Source organism: Nostoc sp. CHAB 5715, from assembly GCF_020829685.1.
Taxonomy (GTDB): Bacteria; Cyanobacteriota; Cyanobacteriia; order Cyanobacteriales; family Nostocaceae; genus Nostoc.
Genome location: NZ_JAIVFR010000016.1, coordinates 1 through 18054, shown reverse-complemented (window position 1 = coordinate 18054; position 18054 = coordinate 1). Strand labels below are relative to the sequence as shown.

The 18054-nt window shown below is 42.6% G+C and carries 17 protein-coding genes and 2 pseudogenes; 13 read left to right on the top strand and 6 right to left on the bottom strand.

Annotation, left to right across the window (positions count from 1 at the left end):
• Positions 1-642: ABC transporter substrate-binding protein (locus LC574_RS01945; protein ID WP_229451251.1), on the bottom strand; the 642-nt coding region annotated here is incomplete at its 3' end.
• A 246-nt stretch (positions 643-888) separates the two neighbouring features.
• Between LC574_RS01945 and pilM the strand changes: the two genes are divergently transcribed.
• From pilM to LC574_RS01910, 7 genes are all read left to right on the top strand, one after another.
• Positions 889-1995 (top strand): type IV pilus biogenesis protein PilM, encoded by a 1107-nt coding sequence (pilM, locus tag LC574_RS01940; protein ID WP_229451252.1) that lies wholly within the window; start codon positions 889-891, stop codon positions 1993-1995.
• A 4-nt stretch (positions 1996-1999) separates the two neighbouring features.
• Entirely contained in the window at positions 2000-2776 is a 777-nt protein-coding gene (locus tag LC574_RS01935; protein ID WP_229451250.1) for a PilN domain-containing protein, read from the top strand.
• On the top strand, positions 2773-3543 hold the full coding sequence (locus tag LC574_RS01930) for a pilus assembly protein PilO (RefSeq protein ID WP_229451249.1): 771 nt from the start codon (positions 2773-2775) through the stop codon (positions 3541-3543). Before LC574_RS01935 ends, LC574_RS01930 begins: the two co-directional genes overlap by 4 nt.
• A 161-nt stretch (positions 3544-3704) precedes the next feature.
• Positions 3705-6254, top strand: coding sequence for a type IV pilus secretin family protein (locus LC574_RS01925; protein WP_229451248.1), 2550 nt, complete (start codon positions 3705-3707; stop codon positions 6252-6254).
• Between the two features lie 162 nt (positions 6255-6416).
• Positions 6417-6659 carry a DUF2281 domain-containing protein gene (locus LC574_RS01920; protein WP_229451247.1) on the top strand — a complete coding sequence of 81 codons (243 nt, stop codon included), beginning with the start codon at positions 6417-6419 and terminating at the stop codon, positions 6657-6659.
• Positions 6656-7060, top strand: coding sequence for a PIN domain-containing protein (locus LC574_RS01915; protein ID WP_229451246.1), 405 nt, complete (start codon positions 6656-6658; stop codon positions 7058-7060). The genes LC574_RS01920 and LC574_RS01915 overlap by 4 nt, the downstream gene beginning before the upstream one ends.
• A 141-nt stretch (positions 7061-7201) precedes the next feature.
• Positions 7202-7777: a Uma2 family endonuclease gene (locus LC574_RS01910; protein ID WP_229451245.1), complete on the top strand. Its 576-nt coding sequence runs from the start codon at positions 7202-7204 to the stop codon at positions 7775-7777.
• A gap of 63 nt (positions 7778-7840) precedes the next feature.
• Here the strand turns inward: LC574_RS01910 and LC574_RS01905 are convergent, their stop codons facing one another.
• Genes LC574_RS01905 through LC574_RS01895 form a run of 3 tightly spaced genes read right to left on the bottom strand, consistent with a single transcriptional unit; the run spans position 7841 to position 9278 of the window.
• Positions 7841-8290 carry a type II toxin-antitoxin system VapC family toxin gene (locus LC574_RS01905; protein WP_229451244.1) on the bottom strand — a complete coding sequence of 150 codons (450 nt, stop codon included), beginning with the start codon at positions 8288-8290 and terminating at the stop codon, positions 7841-7843.
• A complete protein-coding gene (locus tag LC574_RS01900) occupies positions 8290-8580 on the bottom strand; it encodes a DUF2281 domain-containing protein (protein ID WP_229451243.1) in 291 nt (96 codons plus the stop codon). Before LC574_RS01900 ends, LC574_RS01905 begins: the two co-directional genes overlap by 1 nt.
• A 59-nt stretch (positions 8581-8639) precedes the next feature.
• Positions 8640-9278, bottom strand: coding sequence for a Uma2 family endonuclease (locus tag LC574_RS01895; RefSeq protein WP_229451242.1), 639 nt, complete (start codon positions 9276-9278; stop codon positions 8640-8642).
• Positions 9279-9389: 111 nt separating this feature from the next.
• Here LC574_RS01895 and LC574_RS01890 point away from each other — a divergent pair, with 111 nt between their 5' ends.
• The 5 genes and pseudogenes from LC574_RS01890 to LC574_RS01870 all read left to right on the top strand — a co-directional run bounded on the left by LC574_RS01890 (position 9390) and on the right by LC574_RS01870 (position 13970).
• Positions 9390-10034, top strand: a complete 645-nt coding sequence (locus tag LC574_RS01890; protein WP_229451241.1) for a Uma2 family endonuclease — start codon at positions 9390-9392, stop codon at positions 10032-10034.
• 4 nt (positions 10035-10038) lie between these two features.
• Positions 10039-10203 (top strand): annotated as a pseudogene (locus tag LC574_RS01885) (DUF433 domain-containing protein); the annotation flags it as partial.
• A gap of 797 nt (positions 10204-11000) precedes the next feature.
• Positions 11001-11285, top strand: coding sequence for an HU family DNA-binding protein (locus tag LC574_RS01880; protein ID WP_010998076.1), 285 nt, complete (start codon positions 11001-11003; stop codon positions 11283-11285).
• 26 nt (positions 11286-11311) lie between these two features.
• The gene (cobD, locus tag LC574_RS01875) at positions 11312-12370 is read left to right on the top strand and encodes a threonine-phosphate decarboxylase CobD (protein WP_229451240.1); all 1059 of its coding nucleotides are present in this window, start codon (positions 11312-11314) and stop codon (positions 12368-12370) included.
• 145 nt (positions 12371-12515) lie between these two features.
• Positions 12516-13970, top strand: a complete 1455-nt coding sequence (locus LC574_RS01870) for an NAD(P)/FAD-dependent oxidoreductase (RefSeq protein ID WP_229451239.1) — start codon at positions 12516-12518, stop codon at positions 13968-13970.
• 443 nt (positions 13971-14413) lie between these two features.
• On the opposite strand, the gene LC574_RS01865 is transcribed toward LC574_RS01870, so the two are convergent.
• Both LC574_RS01865 and LC574_RS01860 read right to left on the bottom strand, forming a co-directional pair.
• Positions 14414-15121: a diacylglycerol/polyprenol kinase family protein gene (locus LC574_RS01865; RefSeq protein ID WP_229451238.1), complete on the bottom strand. Its 708-nt coding sequence runs from the start codon at positions 15119-15121 to the stop codon at positions 14414-14416.
• Between the two features lie 166 nt (positions 15122-15287).
• Positions 15288-17087: a DUF3685 domain-containing protein gene (locus tag LC574_RS01860; RefSeq protein WP_229451237.1), complete on the bottom strand. Its 1800-nt coding sequence runs from the start codon at positions 17085-17087 to the stop codon at positions 15288-15290.
• 143 nt (positions 17088-17230) lie between these two features.
• Here LC574_RS01860 and LC574_RS01855 point away from each other — a divergent pair.
• Positions 17231-18054, top strand: a pseudogene (locus LC574_RS01855) (hypothetical protein); the annotation flags it as partial.

Below are 18054 nucleotides of genomic sequence, written 5' to 3'. Positions count from 1 at the left end.
AAAAGATTCCAGCACTTCACCAGAATCTTGCGGTACGAAAGTCACAAAAAAGGCATATTTGCCAGTTTTATCTTTAATTTGTTGCGCTGCTTGTGCCAATTCTGCGTAAGTTGCAGGCGATTTATTGATACCTGCCTGTTTTAATAAATCAGTGTTATAAATGGTTAGCCGTGTGGTGAGATACCAGGGAATCCCAAAACTCTTGCCATTAAGCGTACAAGATTCCCAGATATTCGGTAGATAGGAGGAACGTACAGCGTTTGGGACTTTCGCATCTAAATCTAACCAGGCATTTCGTCCGGCAAGTTGGGAAGCAAAACCCGGATTCAGGTTAACTATATCAGGTGGCGTTTTTGCTGAGACAGCTGTTAAAATTTTGTTCTCCATCGCCGCCCAAGGTACATCAACCCAGTTAATCTTTATACCTGGATTTTGCGATTCAAAATTCGCAATTAGGCTTTTGAAGTAGTCGGTAAATTGAGGTTGGAGTTGCATCGTCCAAAACTCAATAGTTGCCGCTCCTAAAGTAGCCTGTTTTGTACCTGTACCAACATTACTTGTGCTGCAACTTACAATCCAACTGGTTAATAAGCCAAGTAGTGTAAAAGCAACAAGTTGTTTAAATTTTCGCAATTGAATCATTTTCCCAGTATTTTTACGCTTGCTCAGTGTGAAAAACTTAGATCAGAATTGTCGAAATTATAGGCTACCAGTAATAGAGGGGACTAGGGACTGGGGACTAGGGACTACGGACTAGGGACTGGGGACTAGAGAAAAGTTTTCTTAATACCCAATCCTAATGCCCAATGCCCACTTGCCCTGAGCGAAGCCGAAGGGATGCCCAATGCCCAATGCCCAATTCAATTTAGCAGTCCATCGGGCACAAATGTGGTAAAAAGCTTCAAAAGTCTGTTTGGCAAATCAAAAAAAGGGGTCGGCATTGAACTTGCTCCCGAACGGGTGAATGTAGTTCAGCTACGCAAGCAGGGTCAAGGCTTGAAGCTAGAAACCTTTACGTCGGTAGCAGTTCCAGAAGGCGTAGTTACCGATGGTCAAATCACCGACCCCGCAGCAATGGCGCAATTAATCCAGCAGGCGCTAACTGAGAGCAAAATCAAAACTTCTCGCGTTGCCACTGGTGTACCAGGGCGAGATTCCATCGTTCGGATCATACCAGTGCCAGCAGAGTTAGATGATAAAGAACTGCGAGAAATGGTTCTCAACCATGAAGCAGGTTTGTATTTACCCTATCCTCGTGAAGAGGCTGATGTAGATTATCAGAAACTTGGGTACAAGATGGATGAGGATGGCATAGAAAAGGTAGAGGTGCTTTTGGTTGCCACTCGTAAGGAGATAACTGATACCTATATAAGTACCTTCGAGCAGGCAGGATTACAAATCGATATTTTAGAAATTAACAGTTTTGCTCTGATTCGGACTATTCGCGATCAACTGCGACAATTTGGGCCGCAAGAAGCAGCAGTACTAGTTGATATAGAGTTCGACAGTACAGAAATCGCCATCATCGTTAACGGAGTGCCGCAATTTTCGCGCACAGTCCCAATCGGGACTTATCAAATGCAAACTGCCTTAGCAAAGGCAATGAGCTTACCCGCATCACGAGATATGGAACTGTTACACGGAATGGTTATTCCTCAAACTTCTCTAGACGGCAGTAAAACTGGGGTTACTGAAATCAATCCTGGTATGGCAGCCATATTGAGAGTATTGGGAGAACTAACAGATGAACTGCGCCGTTCCATCGATTTTTACCTCAATCAAAGTGAAAATTTGGAGGTAGCGCAGATTATATTAGCTGGGCCAGGAGGTGGACTCCAACAGCTAGATGAATTTTTTACCCAACGATTGAGCTTGCCAACTACCCAAATAGATCCAATCGGGGCTTTATCCTTGGAAGTTGCCGCTGAGAAATATCCACAGGTGCAGCGCTCTGGCTTGGCGATCGTACTTGGTCTAGGAATGCGGGAGGTGTAACAAAATGTACAGCCTAGATGTTAACTTTCTTAAAGATCGTCCACAATACCAGAAAAAGCCTGAGAGAAACAAGGGAATATCCCTAAAGTTTCCTACGGGAGATTTGACACTACTGTATGTGGGAGTTGCAATAGGTGTAAGTATTCCAGCTTTATTGGGAATTGGTTGGTGGTTTTTGCAAGGGAAGATTGTTGAATTAGATGGTCAAATTGCACAACTAGACCAAGAAAGCAAGAGGTTAGATACAGAAATAGGAAATATCAATAAAATCAAAGACGAGACGAAGGCAATTAAAGGGGAAACCCAAGCTTTAGTTACTGTATTTGACCAAATTCGACCTTGGTCAGCAATGCTGCAAGATTTGCGCGATCGCATTCCAGCAGCAGTGCAAATTAAGACCATCAGGCAAACCCCACCCATTCCGGCAGCGGAAGGGAAGCCAGCAAGCAATCCTGCTGGAGGGTTAGAAATTATCGGATTGGCTCGGTCTTTTAACGATGTCAATGATTTTTTATTGAGTCTACAACAGTCTCAATTCTTGAAGTCTACAGAAAGCAGAATTGTGACGGCAACGTTAGTAGATGCTCCCTTACCACCAGGCGTGGGTCAACCTGCTAATGGTGTAATAATTAAGTTGCCACAAGTAGTTGAATACACTATTCAATCGAGTATGAACGATGTTCCAGCTTCGGAATTAATCCGGGAATTGGAAAAAAAAGGCACAGTGGGGTTAGTGACTCGAATTCGTAGTATGCAACAAACAGGAGTCATTTCAAAATGACGCTGAGTGATGATTTAAATTTTGGCGAACAAAGTGGGGAATTCGATCAGGCAACGCCAGCATCCCCCATGCTATTTGGTATTGCGTTCACGCCAAAAATTATTGGCATCATAGTGGGGGTAATTGGTTTAGCAGGAGCAGGTTATATATTTTTAAACCTGCTGATGCCAGCTTGGGAAAGCTATCAGCAGCAGCAAGCCAAAAGCTCTGAACTGCAAGCGCAAATTGAGCAAAAAAAAGCCAGTATCAAACAGATTGGCAAAGTTAAAGACGAGCTAGCACAGGCAAAACAGCAAAAAGTTCAGGTTTTAGATTTATTCGCTAACGAAAAAAGCTTAGATACATTGCTGTTGGATATGAATCGCTTAATAGAGTCTGGCAATACTCCAACTTCTATGAATGTAGTGAGAGCCAAACTGAAGAAATTTGTGCCAGTTTCCCAAAAACCAGAACCAGTTACTGATGGAACTCTAGGACTACAGGTTGACGGTAAGCTGCAACGCAGCAGTATCAATGCCGAAATTACAGGAACTTATGAGCAAACACAATCGATAATTCGTAACATTGAGCGTTTACAGCCTTTGTTAATAGTTAAAGATTATCAAGCAACTTTGGCTCCAGTAGAGTCAAAATCCGAATTGGATAAAACACCGGTGCAGGTAGGGCCAGCAGCGATTAATACATCATTCCAGTTACAGGTATTGATGCCACTTAGTCCAGAAGAAATAGCCGCAGCCGCAGCAGCTAAAGCTGCCCCGAAAAAGTAGAGACGCGATTAATCGCGTCTGTTAGGAGTAGAGACGCGATTAATCGCGTCTGTTAGGAGTAGAGTTATCATTCCTAACTATTCACTCCTAACTCTTAACTACTTTTTCTCAACTTCTCAGAATTGTTTGTAAACAAGGTTTTATTAGGTGAGGAATGAACTGTGAAACAGCTTCACGGTAATAGTTTTATATTAGGTACTGCCGCTTTTGTATTTTTGGCAACTCAACCAGTTTGGGCACAAATTACTCAAATTACTAATGTACAGTTAAATCCAGTTAATGGTGGAATTAGTGTTGCTTTGAAAACTTCTTCCGGGTCGCGCCCCCAAGTTTTCACTACAAAAAGAGGCAAGGCTTTAGTCGCAGATATTATCAATACTCAATTACGATTACCACAAGGTAATAGCTTTCGTCAAGATAGCCCAGCACCAGGAATTGCATCTGTCGAGGTTAATCAGCTTGATGCCAATAGCATCCGGGTGACGGTAACGGGCAGCAACAATACGCCTAATAGTCAACCCGTGGTGCGATCGCCAAATGGAATTACACTCAGCTTTAGCCCATCGGCAGGAACCATAGCATCAGCACCAACGCCAACAACGCCAACATCGACAGCACCGACTGCTACTACTCCAGCCCAACCTGGTCAAAAGCCAGATGTTCTCGTTCCCAACCCGGAAGTCACCATTGACGGACAACCTGCACAAGCTGCTAGGCCAGGTCAACCTATCAGTCAGGCTCCACCTTTCTTACCTAGAGCCGTCGCCCCACCGGTGGGAGATATTGCTATTTCTAATACTGATGCTTCTCCTAGCAGCATTGACTTAGGAACTCAGGAACGTGTACCCCGTTTAGTGCTGCGAGATGCGCCTGTGCGTGAGGTTTTGTCACTACTTGCCCGTGCTGCTAATTTGAACCTGGCTTATATCGGAGGTCAGCAAGCTGCTGGAGATCAACAAGGTGGCGCTGCTAATACACAAGCAACCTCTCAAACAATCTCCCTAGATATAGAAAACGAGCCTGTGCAAGATGTGTTTAACTATGTCCTGCGCTTGAGTGGTCTAGAAGCTAACCGCAGTAATCGCACAATTTTTGTTGGGCCTAAACTACCTAATTCCACCCGTGACATGATTATGCGTAGCCTGCGACTCAATCAGGTAACGGTGGGAGTCGCTCTAAACTTTTTAGTTGGCTTAGGAGCAGAAAGTGCCGTCAGCCGCGAACGACAAGTTACTAGTGTTAATGCCGTACCCGTGGGTACTGGAGTCGCACCTGTCACCCAAACTCAGACGACCACAGAAACCAGAGTTGAAACTCAACGAGTTGATTTTAAAGACTCTAACCCTTTACTTAGAGGTTTACAGGCATTAGGGGATGAGCGTACTAATTCTCTAACCTTGATTGGCCCTCCTCGGCTAGTTGAGATGGCAATGGCTCAACTAACTCAGCTTGATATCCGCCGTCGTCAAGTGGTAGTCAACGTCAAGATTATCGATGTTAACCTCTTGAACACCCAGGACTACAACACCAGCTTTTCCTTTGGGGTTGGCAATAACTACTTTACTAATGATGGCGGTGCAGCATCTCTAAATTTTGGTGGTTCCAGACCAGCTACTAGTGTTGAAGCGAGAACCAATATAAGCGGTGGTACACCTGTTACTGCTAATCCTTATAGTGGTAATAATACTTTCCTGGATTTAAATAACCCCACCGCTCCTATTCCAGGAACTGGAATAGGCGACAGAACAATTGTGAATGGGCAGTTAACAAACAATGTACCAGGACAAGCTCAATCATTCTTTAACTCTCGAGCGGGGGTTTCAGGGGATCCATTTCAAGGGGGTATTACTAACATTACCCAAGGAACACCAAATGTAACCACTATTACAGATGTTCCTGCCGTTCCTGGCACTCCTGCTGTTCCTGCTGTTCTTGATGCACAAGGTAATGTGCTTGTTCCTGCGGTTCCTGCTACTGCTGGTACTCCAGCCAGTAGAGTTACTACGTTCACACCAGGAGTTTTGGGAACAGCAACATCTGCTCTACCATCTCTGTTCCAGTTCCCTAGACGTCTTCTGGCTAGCTTGCAGGCTCAAGTACAAAATGGCAACGCCAAGATTTTGACTGACCCGACCTTAATTGTCCAAGAAGGTCAAACCGCTAATGTCAACCTGACTCAGGAAGTGGTAGGTAACATTGTAAGGGAAATAGTTCGTGACGCGAATCTTGCTACAGAAACGATTTCTGCGGAAAAAGACCGAGTAGGTTTAACCCTAGCTGTTAAAGTTGAACGAATTGACGACAATGGTTTTGTCTCTCTATCGGTAGCCCCCGTTGTCAAAGCACCCCAAGCTCCAGCTACTATCAACGTTGGAGGAGGCGGTAGCCAACAAATATTCTTGGTATCTGAGCGCTCTCTTAATTCTGGCTCGATTCGCTTGAGAGATGGTCAAACACTAATTCTTTCAGGCATCATTCAAGACGCAGACCGGACAACTGTCTCTAAGATTCCTATTTTAGGTGATCTTCCACTGATTGGTTCGCTATTTAGAAGTACAAACAGACAGAACCAGCGTAATGAGGTAATTGTATTACTCACACCTCAAATTATGGATGATACAGAGAACTCCTCCTACGGCTATAATTACACCCCCAGCCCACAAGTGCGACAAATCCTTGAGCGTCAAGGGTTAAAGGTTCCTGGCAGGTAATAAAGATAATGGATAGGTGAGTCATCTTTAGCAAAGGCTTAGATCCTCGACTTATTAAAGAAGTCGGGGATCTTCTTGTTCACGAGTAGGATTAAGTTTAAATGTGATTCTACAATAAAAATACCCAATCACAATAGAAGTAACAGTAGTGGGTAAATACTAATGAGTTCAGAACAAGAGTTATTAACAAAGTGGCGTTCTCTTCCACAAGACAAACAAGAGGAAGTTTTAGATTTTGTTGAATTTCTTGGTTTAAAAAAGTCTGCAAATAAAATCCCATTGAGAGAACGTTTGCAGCAAATTCGCACTAGAATTATTGCTTCTGGTAAAGATTTATTAGATGAAGATGAAATAGAAAAAGAACTCGCCAGTCGGAGAGGTGGGTTACAGGATAGAGAAGAATGAAAATAACTTATATTGATTCAGGGGTGTTACTCAGCGCAACAGATGGTGTTGGTAGAATTGCCGAGAAAGCCCTTGAAATATTAGGAGATTCCCAACGGGAATTTGCTTGTAGTGAGTTTGTCAAATTGGAGGTCAGTCCAAAAGCGGTTTTTAACAAGCAAACCGAAGAAGCTCAATTCTATGAAGAATTTTTTAGTGATGTTACCTACTGGGCGAGTGATTTGACTCGTATTGTTCAAAAGGCTTACCAAATTGCTTCTCAGTATGGTTTAGCAGCTATGGACGCGCTTCATGTAGCTGCGGCGTTGTCAGTTGGTGCAGAGGAATTAGTCACAACTGAGAAAAGAACAAAGCCCATGCATCGAGTAACTAGTATTAATGTAGTTTCTATTTTTGATTGAATTACTATGAGAAATGTGAGAAGTAATCTAGATGTAATATGAAGACGACGATTTATTGGGTCTTTGTTATTTATAATTTTCATTAAAAAACTTTAACAGAAGGTTTGTAGCCAGTCAGCTAACAAAAAGGGAAATACTCTTATGACAGCACTTACATTAAACCTCAATTCTGTAATTAAACTGACAAGAGAGCAATTTTATCAATTGTGTGAAGAAAACCCCGATTTAAAATTAGAACGCAATGCCCAAGGAGAGTTGATTATAATGCCACCTACGGGAGGAGAAACAGGAAAAAGTAATTCTACTATTAACGCTCAAATATGGTTCTGGAACGACCAAAATCAATTGGGCGAAGTTTTTGATTCATCAACTGGATTTACTTTACCTTCAGGGGCTGACCGTTCTCCAGATGTTTCTTGGGTGGAAAAATCTCGTTGGGATATTTTGACTAAAGAACAAAAAGAAAAATTTATTCCTTTATGTCCTGATTTTGTTATCGAAATACTTTCGCCTAATGATAGCTTGAAAAAAACTCAGAACAAGATGCAAGAGTATATCGAAAATGGTTGTCGTCTAGGTTGGTTGATCAACCGAAAAAAACAGGAAGTAGAAATTTATCGTCCAGGACAAGATGTGGAAGTTTTAAAATTTCCTCAAACTATTTCTGGGGAAAATATTTTACCTGGTTTTGTACTCAACATACAACGAATTTGGTAAAAGGTTCGGTGTGTGAATCTCAGTTCTCATATACTATAAAAAGATTTGAAAAAATATGAGTTTTCAGATTGTCAGCCAAGATTCAACAGATAATGTTCTGACTTGTTGAATACGCTCAAAGTCGCTATCGGCTGAGACAATGGTGAGATTTTGTTGTAGAGCGATAGAAGCAATCCACAAGTCATTTTCACCAAAACCTAAATCAGTTATTTTAGTTTTTCTGCGTTTACTTTTTTCTTTTGGTGCAAATTGATTAAATAAAGCAGCTTTGAGTTGACCATAAGTATTAGCAGTTTGCCGATCAATATTGTAAATATAAATACCTCTAATAAAATTTTGTACTAATACTAAATTACTTTGTTGCCTTTGAGAACGTGTTGCCATATCTATTAATTCTCCCTGTACAATGACACAAGTTGAAACTAGACTGTTTTCAACCTCAGCAAGGTGACTTAATATATTGATGTTACCTAAAATAGCTAGACTACAGTGATTTGTATCGATTAGGTACATTATTCAAAAGGATTATCTTCATTAAACTCTGCTTGACCACGGCTAGCAATTACTAGCTTCAGACACTCCTCTAAGTCATCACCTTCCCAAGTACCTATAGTTTTCAGATGTTCTAAAAGTGAGCTTCCTGTGGAATTAACAGTAGTATGACTAGCAAATTCTACTTGATGTTGTGTTGGTTGCACTTGGGTTTGCTTTGTTTTCAAAAAACGTAAAAAATTAAGTGTTTCAGTCAAAAGTGCATCTGGTGCTGATTCAATTTCTTCGAGAAGTTGTTCTTTTATTTTCATATTCACACCTCTTTAACTGACATTTTTTTAGTAGTATAAAACAGCAAATGGGTTTGTGTCTACGTTGGTAGACCTCCAGCTTGAAAAATCTGTTCGGCTGTTAAATTCAATTCCGGGAAAGTAGGCGAGACGATGCGTTGTTTACCGCCGCAGGCATCGCTGCCTCTAAATTGAGTAACCTGGTATTCACCATCGATTAATTGATAAATAGATATAGTAGGCTGTTTGGGGTTGCCAGTGAACTTTTTAGCGCCTAGACCGAGATAATCTACAACCCAGTATTCAGGAATTCCAATACCCTCATACTTACCCTGTTTTGTGTAGTAGTCATCATCCCAGTTGGTACTCACTACCTCAACTACTAAGGGAATTGATGCTGCAAGGCTTACAGTTGATTCTTTTTTCCATAGCGGCTCATTCACTAAATTAGGGCGATTCAGTAATAGCACATCTGGAGAATAGGCAGATTCCGAATTAGTTGGTTTAATGAGCGCAGTTTTGGGGATTGTATAAGGTAAATTTAATCGGTCAAATTCTAGTGTTAGTTTTCTCGCTACAAAACCAACAATATCCTCATGGTTTCCTACTGGTTGTGCCATTTCAACAATCACTCCATCATGTAATTCATATCTTCCACCTTCGGGTCGCCACGCTGCAAAATCTTCAAAGGTTACTAGTTTTGGTATGGCTTGAGTCATAATCTATCACCCCTATTAGTCGTTTCGATCATATCGCTTTCTTACGTTCAGCCTTAACAGTAATATTAAAGGGTACAGTACTGGAAAAAGTTTGTTGCGGAGAACTAAACTATGGTGGCAATAACAACATCCGCAGAAAATAGGGTTTTACTCCATAACATCAGTTGGCAAACATTTAAAACCATGCTGGCTGAAATGGGTTCAGAACGTAATTCCCGATTTGCTTATGACAATGGAACGATAGAAATTATGACCCCACAAATGCCACACGAGAACTCAAACCGTGTAATTGAAGGTTTTGTTGTTGTCCTGTGCGAAGAGTTGGGCTGGGAAATTAAACGCGCTGGTTCGTTAACTTTAACGCGAGACGATTTAGAGAAGGGAGCCGAGCCAGATAGTAGCTACTACATTCAAAATGAAGCATTAGTTCGAGATAAAAAAAATATTAACATCGCCACCGACCCACCCCCTGATCTGGTGCTAGAGGTGGAATATTCCAGGTCTGCAATAGACAAGCTGAGGCTTTATGCTGCGATGGGAGTCCCGGAATTTTGGCGTTATAACGGCAGTGTGTTGCGAATCTACACGCTTGCAGGTGGACAATACTCAGAAGTCGAAACCAGCCCTACTTTTGCGCCTGTGTTAGTGAAGGAGATTTCTCAATTTATCCAAGAAGCGAAGAAGAATGGGGAAATTGCTACTACCCGTGCTTTTCGGACTTGGGTGCAACAAAAAATTTTTGGTGAGAAACAGTAAAATTATGACTCAAGCTAGCCTAATGAGTCGAATTACCAAAAATCCTGGGCAATGCGGAGGTCGCCCCTGTATTAGAGGAATGCGAATCCGTGTAAGTGATATTTTAGAGATGCTGGCTGAAAATGTGAGTTCAGCCGAAATTTTAGAGGATTTTCCTGATTTAGAATTAAGACCTCTTGCAAAAGTCCCTAACACCCCACTCCCAACCCCTCTCGAAGAGCGGGGAGGGAGCGTTTGCTTTACTCAAATGCGGGGTGGGGTTCTTTATTTTTTATTTATGCAAGAGGTCTTTAGAAGACATCCAAGCCTGTCTGTTAAGCTAAACCACATCTAGTTTGCATATCTAAAATTTATATAACTCTTGTGGGGTGGGCATCTTGCCCGCCCTAATTATGCAATTTCAATGTGGAACAGCTTATTTGCAGCGCGGCGTACAGACTTTCCTTGATTGACTGTATCAATATCTGGATTGATGGGTAAGCAAGTTCGTAGTAAGGACTGAAGTCCTTATTTTTTAAGCACTAAAGTGCTTACTACAAACTATTTTTCATAAATATTAATTAATCTCAGCAATAACTCTTCACCATCGGAAATTAATCCCAACAAATACTAACCATCTCCCACCTCTCCACTCCCCTGTTTTCTTAGCGATGCCTGCGGCGGGCTGCGCCTACGCGGTTTTTACTAGGTATTATTTCCTATTTTTGGGGTGGTTTTTAGTGAAACAAGTACCCTAAAATTACAAAAAATCCTGAAATCTATATAAATTAATGGTTTCATCTATCCACATCAGGCTACAACACCTTAGAATGATTCATTGAAAAGTCGAGCCGATGGGATGTACAGCCGTTTTGAGTCAAGCTACTCCCAAAGGATGATTTTTGTATTTTCGCAAACAAAGATTTCAGTACAGATGCATCAGGGTGCATCCGTAAAGAATCTCAAGTAAACCTTCAGGAGTTTGACATGAACAAAGGTGAATTAGTTGATGCCGTAGCTGAAAAGGCTAGTGTTACCAAGAAACAAGCGGATGCAGTCTTAACTGCCGCTTTGGAAACTATTATTGAAGCGGTTTCCTCTGGTGATAAGGTAACGTTGGTAGGGTTTGGCTCATTTGAATCACGGGAACGTAAAGCCCGCGAAGGTCGCAACCCGAAAACAAATGAAAAAATGGAAATTCCAGCGACGAGGGTTCCTGCCTTCTCGGCAGGAAAACTGTTTAGAGAAAAGGTAGCACCCCCAAAAGCATAGGTTCTGTCTTCGGGAACCCTTTTTTAATGCGGCAACCTGCACACGGGGGAAATTTAGCCTGGGCAGCAGCACTGGCTGGCTGTCCCCCTGATGCTATTCTGGATTTTTCTGCTAGCATCAGCCCGTTGGGGCCTCCAAATAGCGCGATCGCTGCTATACTGTCCCAAATCGGTAATCTTAAGCACTATCCAGACCCAAACTATAGTGAACTGAGACTAGCTCTCAGTCACTTTCATCAATTAGCCCCTGAGTGGATTCTGCCGGGTAACGGCTCCGCAGAATTACTCACTCTCATAGGTAGGGAATTAGCCCAATTAGCCGCGACAATTTTAATCACTCCAGCCTTTGGCGACTACTACCGAACCCTGAAGTCGTACAACGCTAAAGTGCTGGAGTGTCCTTTGTCATTGGTCACTGGTCATTGGTCATTGGTCATTGGTCATTTGTCATTGACAAAGGACAAAGGGCTATTGCTGAATAATCCCCACAACCCAACCGGAAAACTATTTTCGCGGGACTCTATTTTGCCTTACCTGGAGCAATTTGCTTTGGTTGTGGTGGATGAAGCATTTATGGATTTTGTGCCGCCTAATGAGGAACAAAGCCTGATTCCAGTGGTACAGGAATATAGGAATTTAGTAATATTGCGATCGCTGACTAAATTTTACAGCCTTCCTGGACTGCGATTAGGATATGCGATCGCACACCCCGATTGCCTAGCTAAATGGCAGCTGTGGCGTGACCCTTGGCCCGTAAACACCCTAGCAGCGGCGGCGGCAATTGCGGCACTCCAGGATACGGAGTTTCAGCAGCAAACCTGGGCATGGCTACCATCTGCACGAAACCAACTCTTTCAGGGTTTGGCTGAAATACCAGGATTGCAACCCCAAGTAAGTGCTGCTAACTTTTTACTGGTTGAGTCTCAACAGTCTACTTCGCAGTTACAGCAACAATTACTCAAGCATCACCAGATTTTAATCCGCGATTGCCTTAGTTTTAAAGAACTAGGCGATCGCTTTTTCCGGGTTGCTGTACGTGAAGAGTCTGATAACCAACGCTTACTAACAGCGCTGAGTGGGGAGTAGGGAGTGGGGAATGGGGAGTAGGGGAGGCAGGGGGAGAAATCAATTCAAAATTCAAAATTCAAACATTTTAGAACTTCAGCAAGACAGCAAGAACTGCCTCCTCTTTCCCAATGACAAATGACAAATGACAAATGACAAATGACAAATGACAATTGACTACGATGTTGTAATTATTGGCGGCAGTCTTGCTGCATACTATGCTGCTCTTGCTGCAACCCAACTACGTGCTACAGTTGCCCTGGTGGAACCTAAAGTAGACTACGGGTTTACTCATCATCATGCTCTTACCGAAATCGGTAAACTGGCGCAGAAGTTGAATGATGCCGCTAGTTTTGGTATTCATGCCACACACACTGATACCTCAGAAGAATGCCACATATCTATGGCATGGCAAGAAGCTATGCTGTATGCTCAATGCGTCGCCTCAAATCTCAAAGAACAGCATTCTCCCGCCATCCTAGCCGCGTCGGGGGTAGATATTATCGTTGGCAATGGTCAATTTCAATCTTCACCCCAACTGGCTTTTGCCGTTAACAATCGCCTATTACGCGCCCGTACCTATTTGCTAGCTAGTGGTTCGCGTCCAGAAATTCCAGATATTGAAGGATTGCAAGCCACTGGCTACCTAACTTTATCTAATATTTGGCAATCCTTACAGCGAGGGACATTACCCCAAAATTGGGTAATTATCGGCGGAATTCCCCAAAGCATTGAAATTGCTCAAACTTTAGCGCGGTTTGGTTGCAGTGTGACGTTGGTAGTCAAGCACCCTTATGTTCTACCCAATATTGACCCTGAGATAGCCATATTGCTTCAGGCACAGTTGGAAGTCGAAGGTGTGTGCGTCCTCACCGAAAGATCAGTAACTCAGGTAAGGCTAATTGAGGATAAAAAGTGGATTCAAGCAGGAGATAAAGCTATTGAAACTGATGAGATTTTAGTGGCGACTGGACAACAGCCGAATCTTGAATCTCTAAATTTGGCAACAGTAAATGTAAAATGGCATCGGCGTAGCTTGGTAGTGAATGATAAACTGCAAACGACTAACCACCGCATTTATGCCTGTGGTGATGTAATTGGTGGTTACGACTTTGCCAATATCGCTAATTATGAAGCAAAAATTGCCCTGAACAATGCCCTCTTTTTCCCCAGGTTACGAGTAGATTATCGCTTCATTCCTTGGGCAATCTTTTCTGTGCCGATGGTGGCGCAAGTAGGTTTAACAGAGGCGCAGGCAAAACGCCAATTTGGTCGAGATGAAGTTTTAATTTTGCGACAATATTTTAAAACAGTGGCAGCAGCCCAACTTCGGGACGAAACCACTGGTATGTGTAAATTAATTGTGCTAAACAACGGCGAAATTTTGGGAGCTTCGATATTGGGGGCAGAAGCTGGAGAGTTGATTAATTTGATTGCCTTGGCAATGTCCCAAAAAATTAAAGTCAAAGATTTAGCAAATTTATCTCCCGTCTATCCGAGTTTTTCAGAAATTCTAGAACAAGCTGCAAGAGAGTGGAGTAAGCAAAGGTTAAATAGCAATATTGCTTTGCAAGAGTTTTTAGAAGGCTTCTTCCATTTCCGCCGCAATTGGAATTTGTGAGTGGGGAGTCAGAGCTATTTCATTCTCATCTAGTCCGCCTCAGAATAAATTCTGAGGCTAATAGCAAAAGTCGTCTAAAGACGACTAAGAAAGGCTTTTAGTCCACTTTAGTGGACTTGGGCTATAAGAGAGGAACTTTAGTTCTGGGCGGTTTATGTCTAGAACGAAATAGCCCTGAGTGGGGAGTAGGGAGTTAGAAGTTTGGAGTTGAGCCTTTTAACTCGAAAGTTGAGCCTTTTAACTCGAAAGTTGAGCCTCTGAACTCGGACGTTGAGCCTCTGAACTCGGACGTTGAGCCTCTGAACTCGGACGTTGAGCCTCTGAACTCGGACGTTGAGCCTTTTAACTCGGAAGTTGAGCCTTTTAACTCGAACGTTGAGCCTCTGAACTCGAACGTTGAGCCTCTGAACTCGAACGTTGAGCCTTTGAACTCGGAAGTTGGTTTAAAATCCCTGCATTACTATCCAAACTACTCCCGCCGCTACTAGAGGCACGCTGAGGTTATCTGTGCCGTGGGGTGAGACTGCCTCTGCTAGGGTGGCGAAAGTAGCAGTTATTACCGCTGTCAATAAGGCCCATGCCAAACTAAAAGGTTTTGCTAGGGGACTCAGGGAGGAACCAGGTAGCAGCAATAGCACCAAGAAAATCGCCACTGTACTCGCTACAAACATTGCTGCTGAACCTTCCCAAGAACGCGCAGAATTTCCCACTTGGTATTTATGCTGCCCGAAGCGTCTACCGATTAATGCTGCTAGTGCATCACCCCAGGTCATCGCCATTATCCCAGCTACAGCAATTGGGGCGCTATCTACTGGCCCGTCTGGTCGCCATAGTAGCCCGAAAAGCAGCGTCACTGAGATAGCGAAATAAACCGTACCAGGTGAGCTATCCTGGGTATCCATTGCGCCGATGATTCGGTAGCGGTAAAACAGGTAGTTGAGTCCGATAAAGCTAGCAAAAGGTATAATTCCGATTTCCCAGTGGTTAAATAGTAGCAGGACACCAAAAACCCACATCCCTGCACCAATATGGATCACCTTGCGGGTAAAATCCGGCTTTACACCAAACAGCTTACGCAGTCCCTCGCCAATCACAAGCAGACCAATAGCATAAACATAAGAAATTGCTACCCCGATAAAATCATTTGTCATTTGTCATTTGTCATTTGTCATTTGTCATTTGTCATTTGTCATTTGTCATTTGTCATTTGTCATTTGTCATTCATCAATAATTCTTCTTCCCCTGCTCCCTCATCTCCCTCATCTCCCTCATCTCCCTCATCTCCCCCTGCCTCCTGCCCCCTGCTCCCCTGCCTCTTCACTTCGATCGATCGCTATTTCGTCTCAAGTTTTTTTCTACTAACGAAGCACTACCAATACCTTGAAGAATACCACGACCGATTAAACCTAAACCTCTACCAATTATTTGGGTGAGTATGAAAACTATACCGCTACCTACAAAAGCTAATAGTGATTTTAAACGCGGTGCGATCGCATCACTAAATTCTAAAAGCAATGTCACTACTAAAGGAATATTAGAAAGTTTTACTAACTCCTGATTCCGAGGAGCATAAACTGAAGTATTGGCAATACCACGAGGCGCAATTACAAATAGTTCATAGCGACTTTCAAAAACGGCTTTTGGCTCATTTATATAATTTTTTAATCTATATTTCCACGACAAATCATTTCTAAATCGTTCAATCTCTCTTGTGGAAATCAATTGCTGTCCATAAAAGTTTTGCTTAATCGCCTCTACATCCGCTAAAGAATTTAACAGTGGTTGCACTACCCCATTTGCTACCTGAATCAATAAGTTCTCTAAAATCATTAATGCTTGGGACTTGGCTTCCCCACTGACTACTGGATAGGAGGTATTATCAATATTCAATTCTGTTTGAAACATTAGATAGGAATACAACTCACAAACTAGCGGAATTCTATTAAGAATATCTCTTTGCACAACTTCTATGCTTGGTAATAAATAATTAACAATTTCTATGTTTTGATTCCCTAATCTTATCCGAGAAAATTTGCCAAAAAAATCCGTTATTGCTGCTTGCCATAACTCGCGTAATAAGCTAAACTTTACTTCATATAATTGATTTATCTCTATTTGAGAAGTACGCAATTCATCCAACTGTTCAGCCAGTTTTTGCAGGATAAGATAAAGTAATTCCCGTTTTTTATCTTCACGAAATATGTCAATTTCTAAAGGTATATCTGTGACATTTCGTAAAGGAAATTGAAGTTTGTTAACACAAGATGCAAATAATGCAGATTGTAGTGTTCCCGGACTAAGTAAAGGTGACACAGTTTGCCTTTGTTGAATGGCACTACTCAACGAAGCAGCCAGAGGCGGTTCATCAGCAACAGGAATATAGAACTCTTGCTTTTCTTGTGATGAAACCAACAATCGATTTAGCAACCAACGAGCCGCTAGCAGTTCTCGCCGTTGTCCAGCTAGAATTGCTCGATCTAATACTGGTAGTCCGGGAACTTGTAATTGTGCTGTTACTGCGGCTAGGGTAGCTTCAATGTGAGCAATTCCTGACAAACGTAAATTATTTCGGAGTCTATATAAAGGGAGTGGGGAGTGGGGAGTGGGGAGTGGGGAGTGGGGAGGAGAGACGCGATTAATCGCGTCTGTACTAGGGAGTGAGGAGTTAGGAGTTATTATTGGTCGCGTGTCCCAAAACCAATAGTCACCACCATTTGCAACTTCTTGCATGGCGGCGACTAACTCAGGAAGTGGTGTACCTTTGGGGCAGTAGCCATTAATACCAACAGATTTTGCAGCCAATAGCAGTCCTTGTTCTTGAACAGAACTTAGAAGCAAAATTGGCAGGTTGGGATATAAGGCTCTGAGTTGCCGACAGAATTGTAAACCTAGCTGTTGACTGGTGGTAGAGCGACCATTACCGAATTCCAAAACTACCAAATTTACCTGATTCGGGTCTTCTTGGGCAATTTCTGCTAAAATCTGCAAGGCAGTAGTATCAGTTTCTACCACTCCTGTTATTTCTAGGTTAGGAATTGCTTCCAGAGCTACTCGTAATCCCAGACGAAAAATTGGGTCTTGGTCGATTAACAATAATTTTATCGGGCGATCGCTCATAGTCTACTCAGTTACACAAGCACTACTTTTTACCAATCAGAAAACAACTTTGATACAAAACTTTGTCTTCCCCATTGTTACCTGTTTTCGCAAACTGATAAATCGATCATAATTGCCTTATGCAGCCGTCATTGTGTAATTAAATGAACCTGAGTATTCGGCACTGGTTAGCAGAACGCTATATCGCAATCAATCAAATCAAAGGATTTTCGGCGGGACAATTGGCAGGTATTGCCTATCGGATTGTTCAGGATATGGAAGTCAAAAGCCTCATGCCTTTTGATATCTGTAGCTTAGTAGAGGTTTTAGAACTGCCCTTAGCTATTGTTTGGGAAGAAATCAATTTCATTTCCCAGTTGACAGAAAACCTGTTGCGTAGCCTCAGCCAAAAAAAACCGTTAAAACGTAACGAAGGCACATGGCTAGCGTTTCAAATTGGCTATCTCCAAGCTTTGCAAGCAATTATAGAGCAGGAAGCAACCCTGCAAAGACCGTGGCTAGATCGGGCAAATATACCCATCTCACGACACATCCTGAAGGAGAAAGTGGGTAAACTCACCCTCCAAGATCCGCAACTGCAAGGGTTACTAAAAACTTTCAGCACAGGTAAATTAACTGACACTCAAGCTGAACAAGCACTGTCTTTGGTTGCCGACTCATTACTTGTGCAACAAATAAATAACGCTGCCATAGCTTGGTTAGTTGCCAATGGTGCAGAGGAACCGGAAGCTAAACTCCTAATACAGCGTTTGCTCAACTCACTTCCTGGTCACTTACTGGTAGTGGTCACTGAGAATGCTGCACCTTTAGCCCAACTGCAAAAATTTTTTCGTTTAGGGATTTCATTATCTCCCAGTTTGATCGCCCCAGAAGTGGGTTCTATAGCCACTGAGAAAATTGATTTGCACCGAGAACATTATCGTGCAAGTTTGATTAAAAATCTCAGTATGCCTTTGCTCATGGAATC